Genomic DNA, 15,162 nt, shown 5'->3' on the forward strand with positions numbered 1-15,162 from the left:
TCATGCACGTCCCGGACACACCCACCAACACAAAACCGCAGGCCAGAGGCACACCAGCCCGACGGGCTCAAGATAATGCAACCCCAGGTCGGCCACTCGTACGCCTCGACCACCGGCCTCTACACATCGGTATCGTCGGACTTCAAACAGAAAACCGTGCAGCAGATGATCGCCCGCCGCATCACAACCTTGGAGGACCCCGATGCCTGAACAGCGCCGGATCGGCTACCGCTGGAACTTGCGTGCTCTCATGGCCAGGCGCAACCTCTGGAAGACCACCGAGTTGATGCCCCTTCTGAGGTCCCGCGGAATCAACCTCTCCGAGAGCCAGGTCTACCGGCTGGTCACGGCCACGCCCGAACGCATTCCGGCCAAGACGTTCGCGGCGCTTTGCGACATCCTGGACTGCACGCCGAACGACCTGTTCGAACCATTCGTTGAGATGCGTGCCGCGGCGACGGCAAACGCCCCGCAGCGCAGCGAAGATCTCGGAATCCAACCAGGTAGCCCGATCGCCAAGCGCATCCGCCTCGTCACACCCGAGGACGGTGAGTAGGCCACGCAAAGCAGAGGACCCGATCCGCTGGCCGGTCCCCTGCAACCGCTGCGGCCAGCACCACCAAACCGTCGCGCGTTGGCCCGACGGCGGAGTCTGCGGCTACTGCTACCAGCAAGCAAAGCGCACCCGAGGAGTCTGCGCCTGCGGACACGAAGGCGTCCTGCCAGGAATTATCGCTGAGCAGCCGGCATGCCGCCGGTGTTCGGGCGTTCGGCTCAACGTCGACTGCGTCGGCTGCGGAGCAGAGGATGAACTCTACAGCGGTGGACGCTGCTGGACTTGCGTCCTCGGCGATGTCGTAGACGACCTGCTTACCAACCAGGCCACTGGTTCAATGGCCAAGGAGCTGATGCCACTGGCAGCTGCTCTGAAGTCGATGAAACGGTCCAACAGCGGCCTGACCTGGATCCAGCAAAAGCACGTCACAGCCTTCCTCCGGAACCTCGCCGTCGCGCCAAACATCAGCCACGAAATCTTCGACGGATTGCCCGACTCGCGCACGCGCGAATACGTCCGCGGACTCCTCACAGAGCACGGGGTACTCCCCCAACGCGACGAACTGCGGATGCGCTACGACAGCTGGGCGGCAGAAGCCATCGAACGTGTGAGGGATCCTCAGAACCGTGAGATGATCCGCCGTTACATCCGCTGGCACCACCAACGACGGATGAACCACATGGACGGAGTCGCCCGCGGCACCTTCCTGCGCGCCAAACAGGAAGTCACCGTCGCCATCGGCCTGCTGAATTGGCTCTCTGGCCATGACATCAAACTGCCCGAGCTGCAGCAATCCCACCTCGACGTATGGCAGGCAGAAGGGCCGACAACCCGGCGCATCGCCGAGCGCTTCCTCAAACGGGCCATCAAAACCAAAGCCGCCCCAGCCGGGCTCACCATCGTTCCGCACCGCCGCGGCACCAGCCCAAGACTCGCCAAGCCCGGACAGGACGAAGCGCTCAAACGAATCATCGACGACGGACTAGATACGCGTGACAGAGCCGCCGCGATCCTCATCCTCGTTTTCGGACAACAGGCCGAAAACATCGCACGGCTAACCTGGAACGACGTGAGCATCACCGAAGAACTGGTCACCATCCAGCTCGGGACAATCCAGATCGCACTGCCGGATCCACTAGACAAGCCTTGGCGCGAACTCGCTGCAAACCCAAGGCACGACCTGACCGCCTCACATCCCAATACCACGTGGGTATTCCGCGGCGCCTCGCCCGGACGTCACATCCACCCCGGACACCTCACAACGCGCCTCAGTAAGCTGTTCAGCACACGGGCGGCGAGGCTCGGTACTCTCCACGAACTCACCAAACTCGCACCCGTGGCCATCATCGCCGAGACCTTGGGCTACTCGCCTACCACAATCGAACGCCACGCCACCGATTCGGCCGCCGCTTACGCCCAGTACGTCGCTGCAGCAAAAGCTGTCAGGCAAAACCCCTAAAAACCCATCATTCTCGGCCATATCGGCGAACTCTTGCCAGTCCATTTTGGTGATGTTCAAGGCCGGTCCGAGATACGACTCGATGTTGTTTGTGCCCTCGGGTGCTATTCCCGTCCCATGAATACCCGTGCATGCCAGTTGAAAATAGCCGGGGGAGCGCCTGTAACGGGACTGTTTGCTGCCATCATTCGTGGCGCTTTTCCCAGACCTTTAAGGTCAGAAGTGAAAGTCACCGCTGAATGGGCGAATTTCTCGGGTGCTGACTTCTCTAGCGCCGACCTTTCGGGCAGTAGCCTACAAAACTCATCATTTTCCGGCGTCTGCTACAACGAGGACACTCGTTGGCCTCAAGGTTTCACCCCGCCTCCGAGTCCTTCCTGCTAGGACAACAGTGTCGACATGAACAGGAGGGGTCTCAAAGCGTATGTTTTCTACATGGGCAAAGACGAGAGCGATCCGGGTTGTACAGCCGTGCCGGCCGACGCGAAGAACAGTCATTTGGACCTCGGCAAGGTGGATCCGGGCGCACTCCTAATCGCCGTCCTGGTGGTCGCGGTTACCCCATGGACTGAGGACGGTTCGTGGGAACCAATAAACACCATCACTGCCTGTGTTGTACTCTTCGTTCTTCTTGCGTTCGCTTGGCCAGCGCAGCGAGTGCGCTGGCGTATCCTGGTCGCAGTCGGCTCGGTCTTCGCACTTGTTTCCGGCGCTGCTTTGGCGTGGCCACTGCAAGACATCTTGAAATTAGAGCCAGACGTTGCGAGCTATTCGTCGCTCGTCCTTGGTCTGTTAATCACCGCTGGTGTCTTTACTTCGGCTGTCCGAAGCGGGAAGATCCGCCCGACACCGGGGTAACATCTCTATCGACCCCGCCTGAACCGGAACGAGGGTTCTAACATGCGTCGTGGCTACGGCACCAGTTGAACATCCGCAACGCTAGCCCTTCTGCAGAGCCCCTTTTGCCCTAGCTTGACGGAATCTTCCCTATCGGCCCTAAAAGTGGGACGAATAGAAGTAGATGATAGAACCCGTTGCACGTTGCTTTTGGGTGTTCATGCAGTTCAAACGAATGCAGTGAGAGCTTAAAGCCGAGTGACGTTACCTGCCAGTGGCTTGAGGCGGATCAGGGCTGTGCCGTCGTGTTCGCGGACTTGCACCAAGCCAGAGGTGAGAGCCGCGAGACTAGAGAGCGCTCCGGGCCGATCCTGCAGGTCAACCAGCCGGATCGGTGGCTGACCTTGAAGGCTGGGCGGCAAGGCGCAGACGACAGGCGTTCCGTATGGGGTGTTGACTTGGATCCGGCTGAGCTCCGGGGATAGCCCTTTGCCTATGGCCTTCATCACCGCTTCCTTTCTCGTCCAGAGGCGGGTGAATAACCAGGGCCGGTCGGAGGACTCGATGTCCAGGAGCTCCCGTTGCTCATCTGGCGTGAGAACCAGAGGCGTCACCGGCAATGGATCCCAATCCTCGTTGACGACTTCAATGTCCAAACCGATAGCGGTCCCCTTGGTGATCGCCAGTCCGACCCAGGGCCCGGAGTGCGACAGCGAGACCTCCCAGTCGGTTCCCGGAAGCAGCGGCTTCCCCCGTGTTCCTGCGGAGAGCTCCACCCGGACATGTTCAGGAGCGCAGCCTAGGAGATGTCCCACTGTTCGGCGCAGCAGCGATCGCCCCATAAGGAAGCTGACGGCGGTATCCGTGCACTTGATTGAGTTCAGCCGCAGCCGTTCCTGTTGGTTGAGAATTCCCTCCAATCCTGTGTCGGCATCTCGACGATGGGCCCAGTAAACGTGTATGAGCAAGTCCCTGCCGCCGTCGGAACGATGCAGACTCCGGATCACGCCGGCTGTTCCTGTAGATTCATAATGAAGCTGGCCGTGAGGTCAACCGCTGGTTCACGCAGGATTTGATAGTGGTTGGCTTCCAGCTCGACAACCGCCCCCTGATCCTCCAGGGGGCAACGGTACGGGGATGCGAAGGACGGCCCGTCACCGGTTGCAATTAAGAGCTGTGTCTGTGGCAGTAACCGTTCGATGTTGCTGGCGGGTATGGAGCGGAATTTGTACGTGGCAGTTACTACATCGATGATCCGGGACGCCAGGGCCTCGTCGAGGGTCGGGACTCGCGCGGCAAGAAGCTCAATGAACTGCTGTCGGTTGCGAACTTTCGCCAGTAGCAAATCGCTGGCCAGACCCTCCAAACTCCCGGTAAACACTGACATGAGAACCATGCGGAAGTACGAGTCGGCGAAGGTGGGCGATTCTTCCCGAGGTATATCGGGCACCCCCTCGATCTCCGGTGATCCGGGAGCGATCAGGATTAGACGGTCGGTGGCGAGTCCATGCCTTTCCAGCCAAAGGGCTACCTCAGTCGCCATCCGGGCTCCGAAGGAGTAGCCCATCAGGGTGACACCTTCATCTTGGACCGCGGCCAAAATCGTTTCCCCGTCGGCTGCGACCGTCTCTTCCAGGGTTATGTAGGGGTGCTCCCCGAGGTTGAGTCCGTGGGCCTGAATACCGTAAACCGGGCGTCCTTGGGAGATGCCGGCGGCAAGTGCCCGCAGACTCATGGGATACCCTCCCAGCCCCGGCCAGAGGAAGATCGGTGCCCCGGAGCCCGCAGCGAGTAGTACCAGACGTGACGCGCCCACGGGAGAACGCTGGCCGATCCGCCCGGCGAGTTCCCGCGCGGTGGGAGCCTCGAAGATTGACTGGACCGGAAGGCTGGATCCGAAGTGTTCGTTGAGTGCGTTGATGAGCTTCACGGCGGTGAGCGAGTTGCCTCCAATGTCGAAGAAGTCATCCGACACTGAGAGTACCTCCTGGCCGAGCACCCGCGACCACACCTTCAAGCAGGTGGCTTCCAGTGGGGAGGCAGCGGGAACGATTGCTCGCCGGTGCCCCTGATCGTTCTCGAGGTGCTGGATAAGCCGCGTCCGGTCTACCTTGCCGCTGCTCGACATGGGAAGCCTGTCGATCACCTCCACACGTGAAGGAACCATGTAGTGGGGAAGGGTCCTTCGCAAATCATCCTTGACGATTTCTTCGGGGCCGCGGAGGTGCACGGAGTCCTCCTTCATGCCGGTGGACCTGACCTGTTCCGCCGATACGGTGCCGCCCACAGCGAAGTAAGAGAGTCTGCTTTGGTCCTGGCCCCAGGTCCGGGCGATTTCGTCGTAGCGGACCGCCGAGGGCAGGTCGGACCCTGAAAGAGAGGCGTACCCGGAGGACATCAGCCCGATGCCCAGGTCGTTCATCTCCAGCTTTTGCAGGGCGCGGCCCAGCTGAAGGAAGCCATTCCAGCCCTGCCCACGCGGGCAGGAGAGGGTCACGCCGAAGGAGGATCGATCGTAAGTGCCTTGGTTTATGGCGATCACCTGGCGGCGCTCTATTACGTGGTCGCTGAGCCGGTGCAGGGTCCGGTCTTTTATTCGGTGGGTGCCCTGTCGGGCTCCGGTGACTTTGCCGTGAACCTGAAGAGTCAGATCCACTGGGTGTTTTCCAACGTCAGCGGCGGGGCCCTCCATCAGGTCGAAGACCGCGCTGCCCACCCATTCCTCCGCTAGACCCAGCTCCGGCACGTCGACACGGTTACGGGCGTGCAGGTAGAGTCCGTGCGCAGCCACCGCCCGGTCGAGTACCCCAGCCATGTGGCCTGCCTCCATGTAAAGGACTTCCACCACATTCGTCGAGTACACGGACTCAATCACTCGCGGCAAACCAACCAGATGCAGCCGGATACCCGGGCCGCTCAGACCAGCGCTCTGCTGGCCGATGCGGATCAGCTCGTGCTCGATCGGATGATAGTAGTAGAGCCCTGCGTCCAGGCCGGGGATGCCCGTGGTCTCAAGGTAGATTTGGGTGGCATTGAGCGCCCCAGGCGAGGCGTAGGCGTACTTGGGCAGAAGCCTCTCGCTGCTCTGGAACGGACCCATCCAGCGCAGGATATCCGCGATCTCAGTGACGGTCACCGCACCACATCGAGGCTGCACAGTCCACGGCTGATTGAGCGACTCTCCCAACGCGGCCAGGTCCTCGGCGCTGATTGGGCCGCCCTCGTAGAATCGATAGGTCTTCCGGGCGAAGGCTGCCCGGAATTGCCCGGGCGAACCTTCTCGCCCGGGCAAAACGACGATGTCCCGGGGATCGCCACTGACGCTGCGCACCCCGAGTCCGGCCAGCTGCGCCTTAACCTGTACGTGGCTAGCCTTAGAGCGGTGGTGCTCCCCGGCCGCCCCCTGGTCCATGAGCGCCGCCTCTGTTGGGTCCAGCTCCAGAAAAGCACCCAGACGCGTCGTTCCGTCATCGGCGCTGCGCCAGGGCACCACAGCAGCTTGGCGGACCCAATGGTGGTCCTCGATAGCCAGGCGTACCTCGTCGGTCTCGACGCGGTGGCCGTTGACCTTCACCTGGTCGTCGCTGCGGCCGTGAAACTCCAAGTCGCCGGACTCCCCGATTCCCGCGAGGTCCCCACTGCGGTAGACGCGCACCTGTTGACTGTCGATGGCAACTTCGACGAACCGCTCGGCGGTGAGTTCTGGCCGGTGCAGGTAACCGGCGGCAAGCTGGGAGCCGCTGATGCACAGCTCGCCGATCTGCCCGTCGGGGACCGGAAGAAGATTTGCATCGAGGATATGCACCCGGCACCCCGGCACCGCCGAGCCGATGCTTACTGCCGGAGCGTCGGGGATCTCCTCTGCGGTAAGGCGGAGCCATGTGGCGTTGATGGTGGTCTCGGTGGGGCCGTAGAAATTCACAAGCTGGGCCTGGGGGATGACGGCGAGCAGCTCGCTGGCCAGATGGCTCGGCAAGACCTCCCCACCGCTGAATAGTCCCTTCAACGAGCTGCACTGCGACAGTTTCCGCACCTCCAGCAGCGCGGTCCACAGGGTGGGAACGGCCTGCAGCAGGTTCACCCTGTGTTCAAGCACCAAATCGCAGATCAAGTCGGCATCGCGGTGCACGCCGTGGGGTCCAACGATGACGGTTGCTCCCGCCGCATTTGCCAGCAGCTCCCACTGGGCCGCGTCGAAGCTGATCGGTGTCTTCAGTAGAATCCGCTCCCCGGGAAGCAGGCCGGCCGACTCGGCCAGGAAGCGCATCTGGTTCACAATCGCCGGGTGTTGGATCACAACACCCTTCGGGCGCCCCGTACTGCCGGAGGTGTAGATGACGTACGCGGGTCTATCTTCAGTGCAGGTTGAAGAAGCAAGCCCCGGCGCCTCCTGGACAAGCTGCTCGATCCGTATCACTTGAACATGCTCAGGAACCAGATGCTCGACCAAGTCGTGGCTCTCCGCGTCGACTACCACGTGGCGGATCTTCGAGTCCGCGATCATGTAGGAGATACGCTCCTCCGGGTAGTCAACAGCCAGGGGAAGATAGGACGCGTCGGCACGAAGGATCGCCCAAGTGGCGATCAGCAATCGGTTCGAGGGAGCCATGAACAGCCCGATACTGTCGTGTGGATCCACGCCAGTTGCGGCAAGGGCGGCTGCGGCGCGCCCGGCCCCTTCCCACAGCTCCGCGAAAGAGAGCTGCCCATCGACATCAATCGACGCGACGGCCTGGGGCTGGACGGCGGCGTACTGGCGAAGCATTTCCGTGAGCGTTTTAGGGGCGGTGACAGAGGTCATCGAATCTCCAGAGGTAGTTGGACGCGGGAGAGAAGGGTAGGGCTGTGCGCTGGGAAGTGGATGGAGCTAGCTGTGGTTCGGTTGCGCCGTGGTTCGCTTGAGCTGGCCAAGCAGGGAGCCGAGGAGAGCGAGGGCGAAACCCACGCACTGCAGGGGCGAGAGCGACTGGCCGAGTGCGACCCAGCCCAACATTGCAGCGGTCAGCGGGCTGAGGATGCCTAGCAAGGCCAGATTGGCCGATGGTAGCGCGCGAGCTCCGCGGAACCACAGCGCGTAGGCCAGTGCACCTCCGATGACCGACAACCAGGTGTATCCGAGCACTGCCGGCCCGTCGAGCTGCCAGCTACCACTGTCGACCAGCGGGATCAAGGGGATGATGACCGTGCCTCCCACGATCAGTTGCCAGGCAGTGGACGTCAGCGGGTGCATGTCAGGGGCCATTCCCCATCGCCGGGTGAGGAGCAGGCCCATGGCCATGCTGAAGGCTCCGGCAGCTGCTGCGGCCACACCGAGGGTGTCCACTGTGCTCTCTCCGCTGAGCGTCACCAGCGAGACTCCCGCCAGTGCCACCAGCGACCACAGCACCTGCGCCACCCTCGGACGGCCCCAACCCAGGACCAAACAGATCCCGAGGATCACCAGCGGCTGGATCGACCCGACAACTGCTGCCAGCCCTCCTGGAAGACGGTACGCTGCCAGGAACAGAAGCGGGAAGAACGCGCCGATGTTCAAGATGCCCAGAACTGCCGTCTTCCACCGCCAGCCCAACGGCGGGAGCCCTGGTGCCAGAAGCAGGAGCAGCAGGCCCGCGGGCAGGGCGCGCAACACGCTGGCAGTCATGGGCCGGTCGGGCGGGAGGAGTTCGGTGGTCACCAGGTACGTAGAACCCCAGACGATCGGCGCGAACGCGGCAGCCAGTGTCAGCGACAGCGTCCGGGGCGGCGGCGTGTCGACTGCAGGCCCGGTGTCCACCGGGGTTTTCATGGCGTCGTTCCGTAGAAGCGGTCACCGAAATCGCCGATACCCGGGCGCATGAAGGCCTGCTCGGTCAGAGCGTCATCGATGTAGCTGGTGACGACACGCACCATGGGGTGACGCTCATACAGCTTCTCCAGCGCCGAAGGGCAGGTTAGAACGTTGACGAGCAGGATGTCAGCCTCGGCCACGCCCGCATCCTGCAGCACCTTCACTGCCATGTTGGCGGTTCCGGCGGTAGCCATCATGGGATCCAAGAGTAGGACCTGCTGGCCGGCGATTTGTGCGGGTAGCTTCTGGTAAAACATCCGCGGCAACTTGGTCACCGTGTCTCGCTGGATGAGGACCTTTCCGAACCGTGTGCCCGGGTGGATGTCTCGGAGTTCTGCCTCGAGGGCGTCCCCTGCCCGCGGAACAGAAACAGCAAACAGCTCGTGCTGGACTAGCGCCGCGCCAGTGAAGGGGAACCCGGTCGGGGTGGTTACGAGGCGGTCCTCGTAGCACAGGTAGGCGAGGGATTCCTCTAACAGCAGGCGCATGATGCGCCGGGTCGCGGTCACAAACTCGGCGTGGGTTGACTCGCGATTCCGGGCGGCTGCGTGCAGCGCGAGCAGTCCGGGCGTACGACGCAGCGGGAACGCATTGGGCGGCAGCGCCTGGTTGGAGCTGCTGGGCGGTTGAAGTGTCTGCATCAGTTTTGCCTAAGCTCGTGAGGAGTGAATGAGAGGATCAGATCGACCACTGCGCCAAATTCCGAAGCGATCCCGTGGGGCTGCAGTGCCTGTAGGCCCGACGCGGTTCCGACACCGTAGGTGACTGCGATCGCACGCATTGGCACTGCCCCAGCAGTGCCGATGTCATGGGCCGTGTCCCCGACAAAAACAGCTGCACGGGAGTCAACGCCGAGGCGCTCGAGCGCCAGCAGCGCCGGATCGGGATGCGGCTTGGGCAGCACGGTGTCATCGACACCGACCACGGTGGTGAAATGGGCGGCCATCCCGGAAGCTTCGAGTATGAGCCGCGCACTGTCGCTCTGCTTGCTGGTCACCACGGCCAGAGTGACTCCATGCTTGCGCAGACGGGCCAGGCCTTCGAGGACACCGGGGAAGACCAGGCTTGCTGCCGCCGGGACAACTTCAGTCCGGTACAGGAGGCGATATACCTCGACAACCTCGCCGACCAGGGCGGAGTGCGGCTCAAGCCTGGCCAGCATTGCACAGAGTACCGGCAAGGGGCGGCCCACCAGCTCCTGGGCCTCAACCACGGCCGGCCGGCGCCCGGTGACCTGCTGCACGGCCGCCACAAGCTGCTCGGCGATCGCGCGGGGCGTGTCCATTAGGGTCCCATCGAGGTCGAACAACACAGCCTCGACGTTAGTTTCCAGGATCGAGGCGGTCACAGTGCGGCTCCTACCGTCATCTGGGACCATGCGCGCGCAATTTCGGACGCAACGCCGGCGGTACTTGCGAGGACAGCGGCGTTGGCTGTTGACGAGGCACCGTCAGTTGCCCTGTCCACTGCCCGCATCAGGAACTTAGTCACCGCCGCTCCAGTGACCTGCAGGCTCTGTGCCTCGGCCAAACCCTGCTGGATAGCATTTTCGACCGTCTCCCTATCCAGCGCGTGGTCGGTTGCGATCGGATGAGTAATCACCAGAGACCCCGCACCTGGCACCGACCAATGGAAGCGAGCGGCATTCGCGAGCTCCACAGCATCGTCGATGCGAATCGGGCAACGCAGCCCGCTGGAGGTGACGTAGAAGGCAGGGAAGTCATCACTGCGGTAGGCGATAACAGGAATGCACTGGGTCTCCATATACTCCAGAGTCTTCGGTAGATCCAGGATGGTCTTTGCTCCGGCACACACGAGCATCACCTTTGACCGGGTGAGCTGAACCAGGTCCGAGGATATGTCGAAGGACTGGTCGACATCGCGGTGAACGCCGCCGAGCCCGGCGGAAGCCACCGTTCGGATGCCTGCAGCATGGGCAAGCACCATGGTCGCGGCGATCGTCGTCGCACCAACTTCACCTGAGGCCAGACAGGCTCCCAGGCCACGGCTGCTGGCCTTCCTGACGCCTTCGGCTGTGCCGATCTGCTCGAGCTCGTCGGAGCTGAGACCGATGACGCACTGCCCAGCAATGACTGCAGAGGTGGCGGGCACTGCCCCGTTTTGGCGCACGGCATCTTCCACGTCGCGTGCCGCGTCGAGGTTCAGGGGTCGGGGCAGGCCGTGTGAGATCACGTTCGACTCAAGCGCGACGACGGGCTGGCCGGAGTGGAGGGCTTCGGCGACCTCAGGGGACAGCCGCACCGGCAATCCAGCGAAAAGGGATGGGTTGATTTCGAGCGTCGCCATGGCGAGATTCCTATCAAGATAAACAGACTGTGCAGGCTGATGATTTCTCTTAACATTGAACTATTTCATGTTAAGATAGCAAGTGTGGGGGAGATGAACATGCGTTTAATGCGATAGGAGTCCTCATGAGGGACGCGGTGGATCGATTGTTGGCTCAGTGGGGAGAACAGCGCCCAGATGTAGATGTCTCCCCCATGGGGGTGGTCGGGCGCATTAGCCGCACTTCCGCGCTCTTGGACAAGAGCATCGCTCGAGCCCTTGCTATGCATGGATTGCAGCCCGGCGAGTTCGATGTCCTTGCGACCCTCAGGCGATCGGGTGATCCGTTTCGGATGACCGTCGCGCAACTGCTTGAGGGCGCCATGGTTACATCTGGCGCGATCACGAACCGGCTGAACCGGCTTACCGACAAAGGGCTCATCGAACGAGAGATTGACCCACTGGACCGGCGCAGTGTGATTGTCACGCTGACCCCCAAAGGCAGGGTCGTTCTAGACGGCGCACTTAGTGACCACGTTGACAACGAGCGCTTCCTGCTGGCGGCCCTCAACCCCTTCGAGCAGGACCAACTAGCCCGCCTGCTCCGGCAACTGCTCATAGGACTTGGGGACGGCTGGGAGGACACTCCCCCGAAACTCCTCACCGAGGCACCCGATGCCAGCGTTCCCCCTGCTTGAACAAAGTTCAAGGGGACGGATGCCGCGCCCAGGCCCACTGCCCACCACGCGCAACCTCAATGACCCATCGCGGGGCAGCAAGCAGTATGGCCTGGTTTGCCCGGGGACCAAGAAAGAACCTTGTCAGAAAAAGGAGAAATTCGATGTACCACTCCACCAGAGCCGACCGCAGGGGCTCCACCGACGAGGTTACTCTCGAGGATCAGCGACTCGCATATTCGGTGTCTGAAGCCAGCATCTCCCCTGGCATTAAAGATGAAACGATCAGCGTCAGTGCACGAACTTTGTTCTACTGCGCCTCAGGCCGCGGGTGGATCTCATATCCGAGCAGCCGCACGCGATACGCCTTGGAGCCAGGCGTTGTGTTCGTTGCCCAGGAGCGGGGAGCCCTAAAAATCGAATCCACAGAGAGCATGTTTCTTCTCCTAGTTGAACCGCGAGCTTAGGCGTTCAAGGTAAAGGACTAGCTGACGAATTCACTTGGACTACACCTCAATCTGACAATCAGAATGGGGAAGGTCTTGACTTTCTTTTGGGACGGGCCTACAAGTCAACCTGACAGAACGATAGTCGGAGGGAACCGTGGCTGGGCAGCGGATCGGGTATGTGCGCGTGAGCACCTTGGATCAGAACGAGAAGCGCCAGCTCGAGGGGCAGTTTCTCGACCGGGTTTTCACTGACAAGGCCTCCGGCAGGGACACTGCGAGGCCAGAGCTCGCCGAACTGCTTCGGTTTACACGCGACGGGGACACAGTGGTGGTCCACAGCATGGACAGGCTCGCTCGAAACCCAGACGATCTGCGGGCTCTGGTGAAAGGGCTGACATACAGAGGTGTGCGGGCGGAGTTCGTCAAAGAAGGCTTGGTATTTACGGGCGAGGACTCACATATGGCCAGCCTCATGCTTTCTGTTATGGGTGCCTTCGCTGAATTCGAACGCTCACTCATCAGGGAACGCCAGCGGGAAGGTACTGCACTTGCCAAGCAGCGCGGCGCCCACACAGGGCGCAAGAGGTCGCTCACACCGGAACGAGCAGGGGAGGTGGTCCAGCGCGCCGGCAGCGGTGTTCCGAAAGCTCTGCTTGCCCGTAAGTACGGAATAAGCAGGGAGACCGTCTACCAGTACCTGCGTCACGCAAAGCCGGAGTGAGCCGTTCCCCTGAGGCCTCGCAGCTTGACGGTTGGTTCATTTTTGAGCCGCGGACTGGCCCCGACCCTGCCGCTAATCCCTGGGAGCACTTCCCAGGATGCGAAGCAGCTCACTCGTCAACATACGCAGTTCCTCGTACCCGTGTTGATAGAACAGCGGGGTCATCTGATGCAGGGGAGTGTCATCCAGTTCACGCAGCATCCGCACGGCCTCTTCGATGACTTCCTGGTCGGTTTCGTAGACCGAACCGGGAGAGGGATGAGGCTCTTCGTAACTTTCGTCGGCCATAGAATCTCTCCCTCTTCGACGGCTGACTACCCACTCAGCTCTTACGGGTGTGGATCGACTTAAATTCTGAATCGAACCACACTAAGACCAGTTAGCAACGGTGCCCCACCCTCACCCAATAGGCGCCGGCCCCAGATCATCAAGCAGCTTCTGCATGGCCACATACGCCTTGTTGCGGTACGCGATCAGCTCTGGGGTGCGCTCCGCAGGAACGTTGAGGAAGCCGGCGCCGGTCTTGGTGCCGAGCTTCCCGGCCTCCACCAGTTCACTCAAAATCGCAGGGGTGGCGAACCGCTCCGGGAACTCCTTCTGCAGGGACTTGTAGCAGAAGTTGTACACGTCCAGCCCGGCCATGTCCGCGATGGCGAACGGCCCGAAGAAGGGCAGCCGGAAGCCGAACGTGGTGCGGACCAGGGTGTCCACGTCGTCCGCTGTCGCAATGCCCTGCTCCACCAGCTGCGCCGCCTCGTGGAACAGCGCATACTGCAGCCGGTTCAGCACAAACCCGGTGGCGTCCTTGACTACCGCGGTCTGCTTGCCGGTGGCGTGGACCAGCTCGCGGACTGCGCCAACGGTGGAAGCGGACGTTCCGGCGTGCGGAATAATCTCCACACCGGGAATGAACGGCGACGGGTTCGAGAAATGCACACCCAGGAACCGCTCCGGGTTGCTGACCGGCCCGGACAGTTCGGCGATGGAAATGGTGGAGGTGTTGGAGCCGATGATGGCGTCCGGGCGCGCTGCGGCGCTGATACGGGCCAGCGTCTGGTGCTTGATGGCCAGGACCTCGGGCACCGCCTCCTCGATGAAGTCTGCATCCGCCACGGCCTCCTCGATGTCCTTCGCGGCCCACAGGTTCTGCTTCAGGATCTCGGTGGAACCGGCAGGAAACAGTCCATCGGCCACGAACTGGTCTGACTCAACCAGGAGCCGGTCGTAATTGCCCTGCGCCACCTCGGCGGACACGTCGGACAGTGCCACACGGGCACCGCCCAGCGCCAGGACCTGAGCGATCCCGCCGCCCATGTACCCGGAGCCCACGATGGCGATCTTCCGGGCGCCGGGAGTGCCAGAGCTGGAACCGATGGTCGGGTTGGATGAATTTTCGGTCATGATCAGACTGCTTTCGTGGATTCGGGTTCGTAGGAGCAGATGGCGTCCACCTTCGCGGCGGAGGCCGAGGTCTCGTCAAACCGGTAGCCGAGCCATTCGCCCACCAGTTTCTTGGCCAGTTCCAGGCCGATGACGCGCTGGCCCATGGTGAGGACCTGCGCGTTGTTGCTCAGCACCGAGCGCTCCACCGAGTACCCGTCGTGCGCGGTGACCGCCCGGATTCCCGGTACTTTGTTGGCGGCGATCGCCACGCCCAAGCCCGTGCCGCAGATCAGCAGGGCGCGGTCCGCCTCGCCATGGGCCACCTTGCGGGCGGCGTCGACGGCGACATGAGGGTAAGCGGTGGTGTCACCGGCCCCCACGCCCACGTCCACAACGGACGCCACGCGGCTGTCCGCTTCGAGCAGCGCCTTCAGCGCGTCCTTGTATTCGACGCCGGCCTCGTCGTTCCCGATGACGATGCGCCACCCTGCCCCGGCACCGGCGCTCATGCCTGGGCCCCTTGTCCGGCAGCCACGGCGGCCGCCCTGGGAGAGGACAGCGATGGTGACGACTCGAAGTAATCAGAGACCCGGGTGGCGATCAGTGCAAAGGACACCGCTCCCGGATCCGGGTGGCCCAGGCTCTTTTCGGCCAGCGGCCGCGCCCTCCCCTTCAGCGGGCGCAGGGATGCGGTGGCGTCGGCCGCCTGCCGGGCGGCGGTCACCGCGGAGGCCAGCGCCCCGGTCACTGGCGTGCCGCCGTCGAACGCCGCTACGAAGGCGTTCCGGAAGGGAAGCAGTGCGTCCACCATGGTCTTGTCGCCCACATCAGCCTTGCCCAGGGTGGTGACGGCGTCCGCGAAGGCGGTCACTGCGGCCGCCGCGTCCCCGCCGCTGTACGAGTCCTTGTTGCCGAGGGCCCGCCCGGCTGCCGCCAGGGCGGATCCCCAGAGCGCCCCCGAGGTGCC

16 protein-coding genes and 1 pseudogene are annotated in these 15,162 nt (G+C 62.6%); 7 read left to right on the plus strand and 10 right to left on the minus strand.

Annotated features, from left to right (window positions below; all coding sequences use genetic code 11):
* The 5 genes and pseudogenes from ACKAE7_RS18120 to ACKAE7_RS18140 form a co-directional block, all read left to right on the plus strand.
* Positions 1-210 (plus strand): annotated as a pseudogene (locus ACKAE7_RS18120) (hypothetical protein); the annotation flags it as partial.
* Entirely contained in the window at positions 203-556 is a 354-nt protein-coding gene (locus ACKAE7_RS18125) for a helix-turn-helix domain-containing protein (RefSeq protein ID WP_408979932.1), read from the plus strand. The pseudogene ACKAE7_RS18120 and the gene ACKAE7_RS18125, both read left to right, overlap by 8 nt.
* Positions 557-893: 337 nt before the next feature.
* Positions 894-2,015: a Fis family transcriptional regulator gene (locus ACKAE7_RS18130; RefSeq protein WP_408979933.1), complete on the plus strand. Its 1,122-nt coding sequence runs from the start codon at positions 894-896 to the stop codon at positions 2,013-2,015.
* A 117-nt stretch (positions 2,016-2,132) separates the two neighbouring features.
* Positions 2,133-2,399, plus strand: coding sequence for a pentapeptide repeat-containing protein (locus tag ACKAE7_RS18135; RefSeq protein ID WP_408979934.1), 267 nt, complete (start codon positions 2,133-2,135; stop codon positions 2,397-2,399).
* Positions 2,400-2,450: 51 nt separating this feature from the next.
* On the plus strand, positions 2,451-2,873 hold the full coding sequence (locus ACKAE7_RS18140; RefSeq protein WP_188813721.1) for a hypothetical protein: 423 nt from the start codon (positions 2,451-2,453) through the stop codon (positions 2,871-2,873).
* Between the two features lie 227 nt (positions 2,874-3,100).
* Here the strand turns inward: ACKAE7_RS18140 and ACKAE7_RS18145 are convergent, their stop codons facing one another.
* The 6 genes from ACKAE7_RS18145 to ACKAE7_RS18170 form a co-directional block, all read right to left on the minus strand.
* Complete coding sequence (locus ACKAE7_RS18145; RefSeq protein ID WP_191036281.1) at positions 3,101-3,628, minus strand: 4'-phosphopantetheinyl transferase superfamily protein; 528 nt, start codon at positions 3,626-3,628, stop codon at positions 3,101-3,103.
* A 227-nt stretch (positions 3,629-3,855) separates the two neighbouring features.
* Complete coding sequence (locus ACKAE7_RS18150; RefSeq protein ID WP_191036282.1) at positions 3,856-7,653, minus strand: amino acid adenylation domain-containing protein; 3,798 nt, start codon at positions 7,651-7,653, stop codon at positions 3,856-3,858.
* 66 nt (positions 7,654-7,719) lie between these two features.
* Positions 7,720-8,637, minus strand: coding sequence for an EamA family transporter (locus tag ACKAE7_RS18155; protein ID WP_191036283.1), 918 nt, complete (start codon positions 8,635-8,637; stop codon positions 7,720-7,722).
* Positions 8,634-9,320 (minus strand): uracil phosphoribosyltransferase, encoded by a 687-nt coding sequence (gene upp / locus ACKAE7_RS18160; protein WP_191036284.1) that lies wholly within the window; start codon positions 9,318-9,320, stop codon positions 8,634-8,636. The genes ACKAE7_RS18155 and upp overlap by 4 nt, the downstream gene beginning before the upstream one ends.
* A complete protein-coding gene (locus tag ACKAE7_RS18165; protein WP_191036285.1) occupies positions 9,320-10,027 on the minus strand; it encodes an HAD family hydrolase in 708 nt (235 codons plus the stop codon). Before ACKAE7_RS18165 ends, upp begins: the two co-directional genes overlap by 1 nt.
* A complete protein-coding gene (locus ACKAE7_RS18170; protein ID WP_192044293.1) occupies positions 10,024-10,986 on the minus strand; it encodes a pseudouridine-5'-phosphate glycosidase in 963 nt (320 codons plus the stop codon). Before ACKAE7_RS18170 ends, ACKAE7_RS18165 begins: the two co-directional genes overlap by 4 nt.
* 125 nt (positions 10,987-11,111) lie before the next feature.
* Here ACKAE7_RS18170 and ACKAE7_RS18175 point away from each other — a divergent pair, with 125 nt between their 5' ends.
* Together ACKAE7_RS18175 and ACKAE7_RS18180 are read left to right on the plus strand one after the other, a co-directional pair.
* Positions 11,112-11,663, plus strand: a complete 552-nt coding sequence (locus ACKAE7_RS18175) for a MarR family winged helix-turn-helix transcriptional regulator (protein WP_188813707.1) — start codon at positions 11,112-11,114, stop codon at positions 11,661-11,663.
* A 582-nt stretch (positions 11,664-12,245) separates the two neighbouring features.
* Positions 12,246-12,812, plus strand: coding sequence for a recombinase family protein (locus tag ACKAE7_RS18180; RefSeq protein WP_188813705.1), 567 nt, complete (start codon positions 12,246-12,248; stop codon positions 12,810-12,812).
* Positions 12,813-12,884: 72 nt separating this feature from the next.
* Here ACKAE7_RS18180 and ACKAE7_RS18185 read toward each other — a convergent pair whose 3' ends face one another.
* The 4 genes from ACKAE7_RS18185 to ACKAE7_RS18200 all read right to left on the minus strand — a co-directional run.
* Positions 12,885-13,100: a hypothetical protein gene (locus tag ACKAE7_RS18185; protein WP_188813703.1), complete on the minus strand. Its 216-nt coding sequence runs from the start codon at positions 13,098-13,100 to the stop codon at positions 12,885-12,887.
* 111 nt (positions 13,101-13,211) lie between these two features.
* A complete protein-coding gene (locus tag ACKAE7_RS18190) occupies positions 13,212-14,213 on the minus strand; it encodes a 3-hydroxyacyl-CoA dehydrogenase family protein (protein WP_408979935.1) in 1,002 nt (333 codons plus the stop codon).
* Between the two features lie 2 nt (positions 14,214-14,215).
* Positions 14,216-14,704 (minus strand): ribose-5-phosphate isomerase, encoded by a 489-nt coding sequence (locus ACKAE7_RS18195; RefSeq protein ID WP_408979936.1) that lies wholly within the window; start codon positions 14,702-14,704, stop codon positions 14,216-14,218.
* On the minus strand, positions 14,701-15,162 hold a 462-nt coding region (locus ACKAE7_RS18200; RefSeq protein ID WP_408979937.1), incomplete at its 5' end, for a DAK2 domain-containing protein. The genes ACKAE7_RS18200 and ACKAE7_RS18195, both read right to left, overlap by 4 nt.

The organism is Pseudarthrobacter sp. NKDBFgelt (assembly GCF_046097905.1).
In the GTDB taxonomy this organism is placed as follows: Bacteria; Actinomycetota; Actinomycetes; order Actinomycetales; family Micrococcaceae; genus Arthrobacter; species Arthrobacter polychromogenes.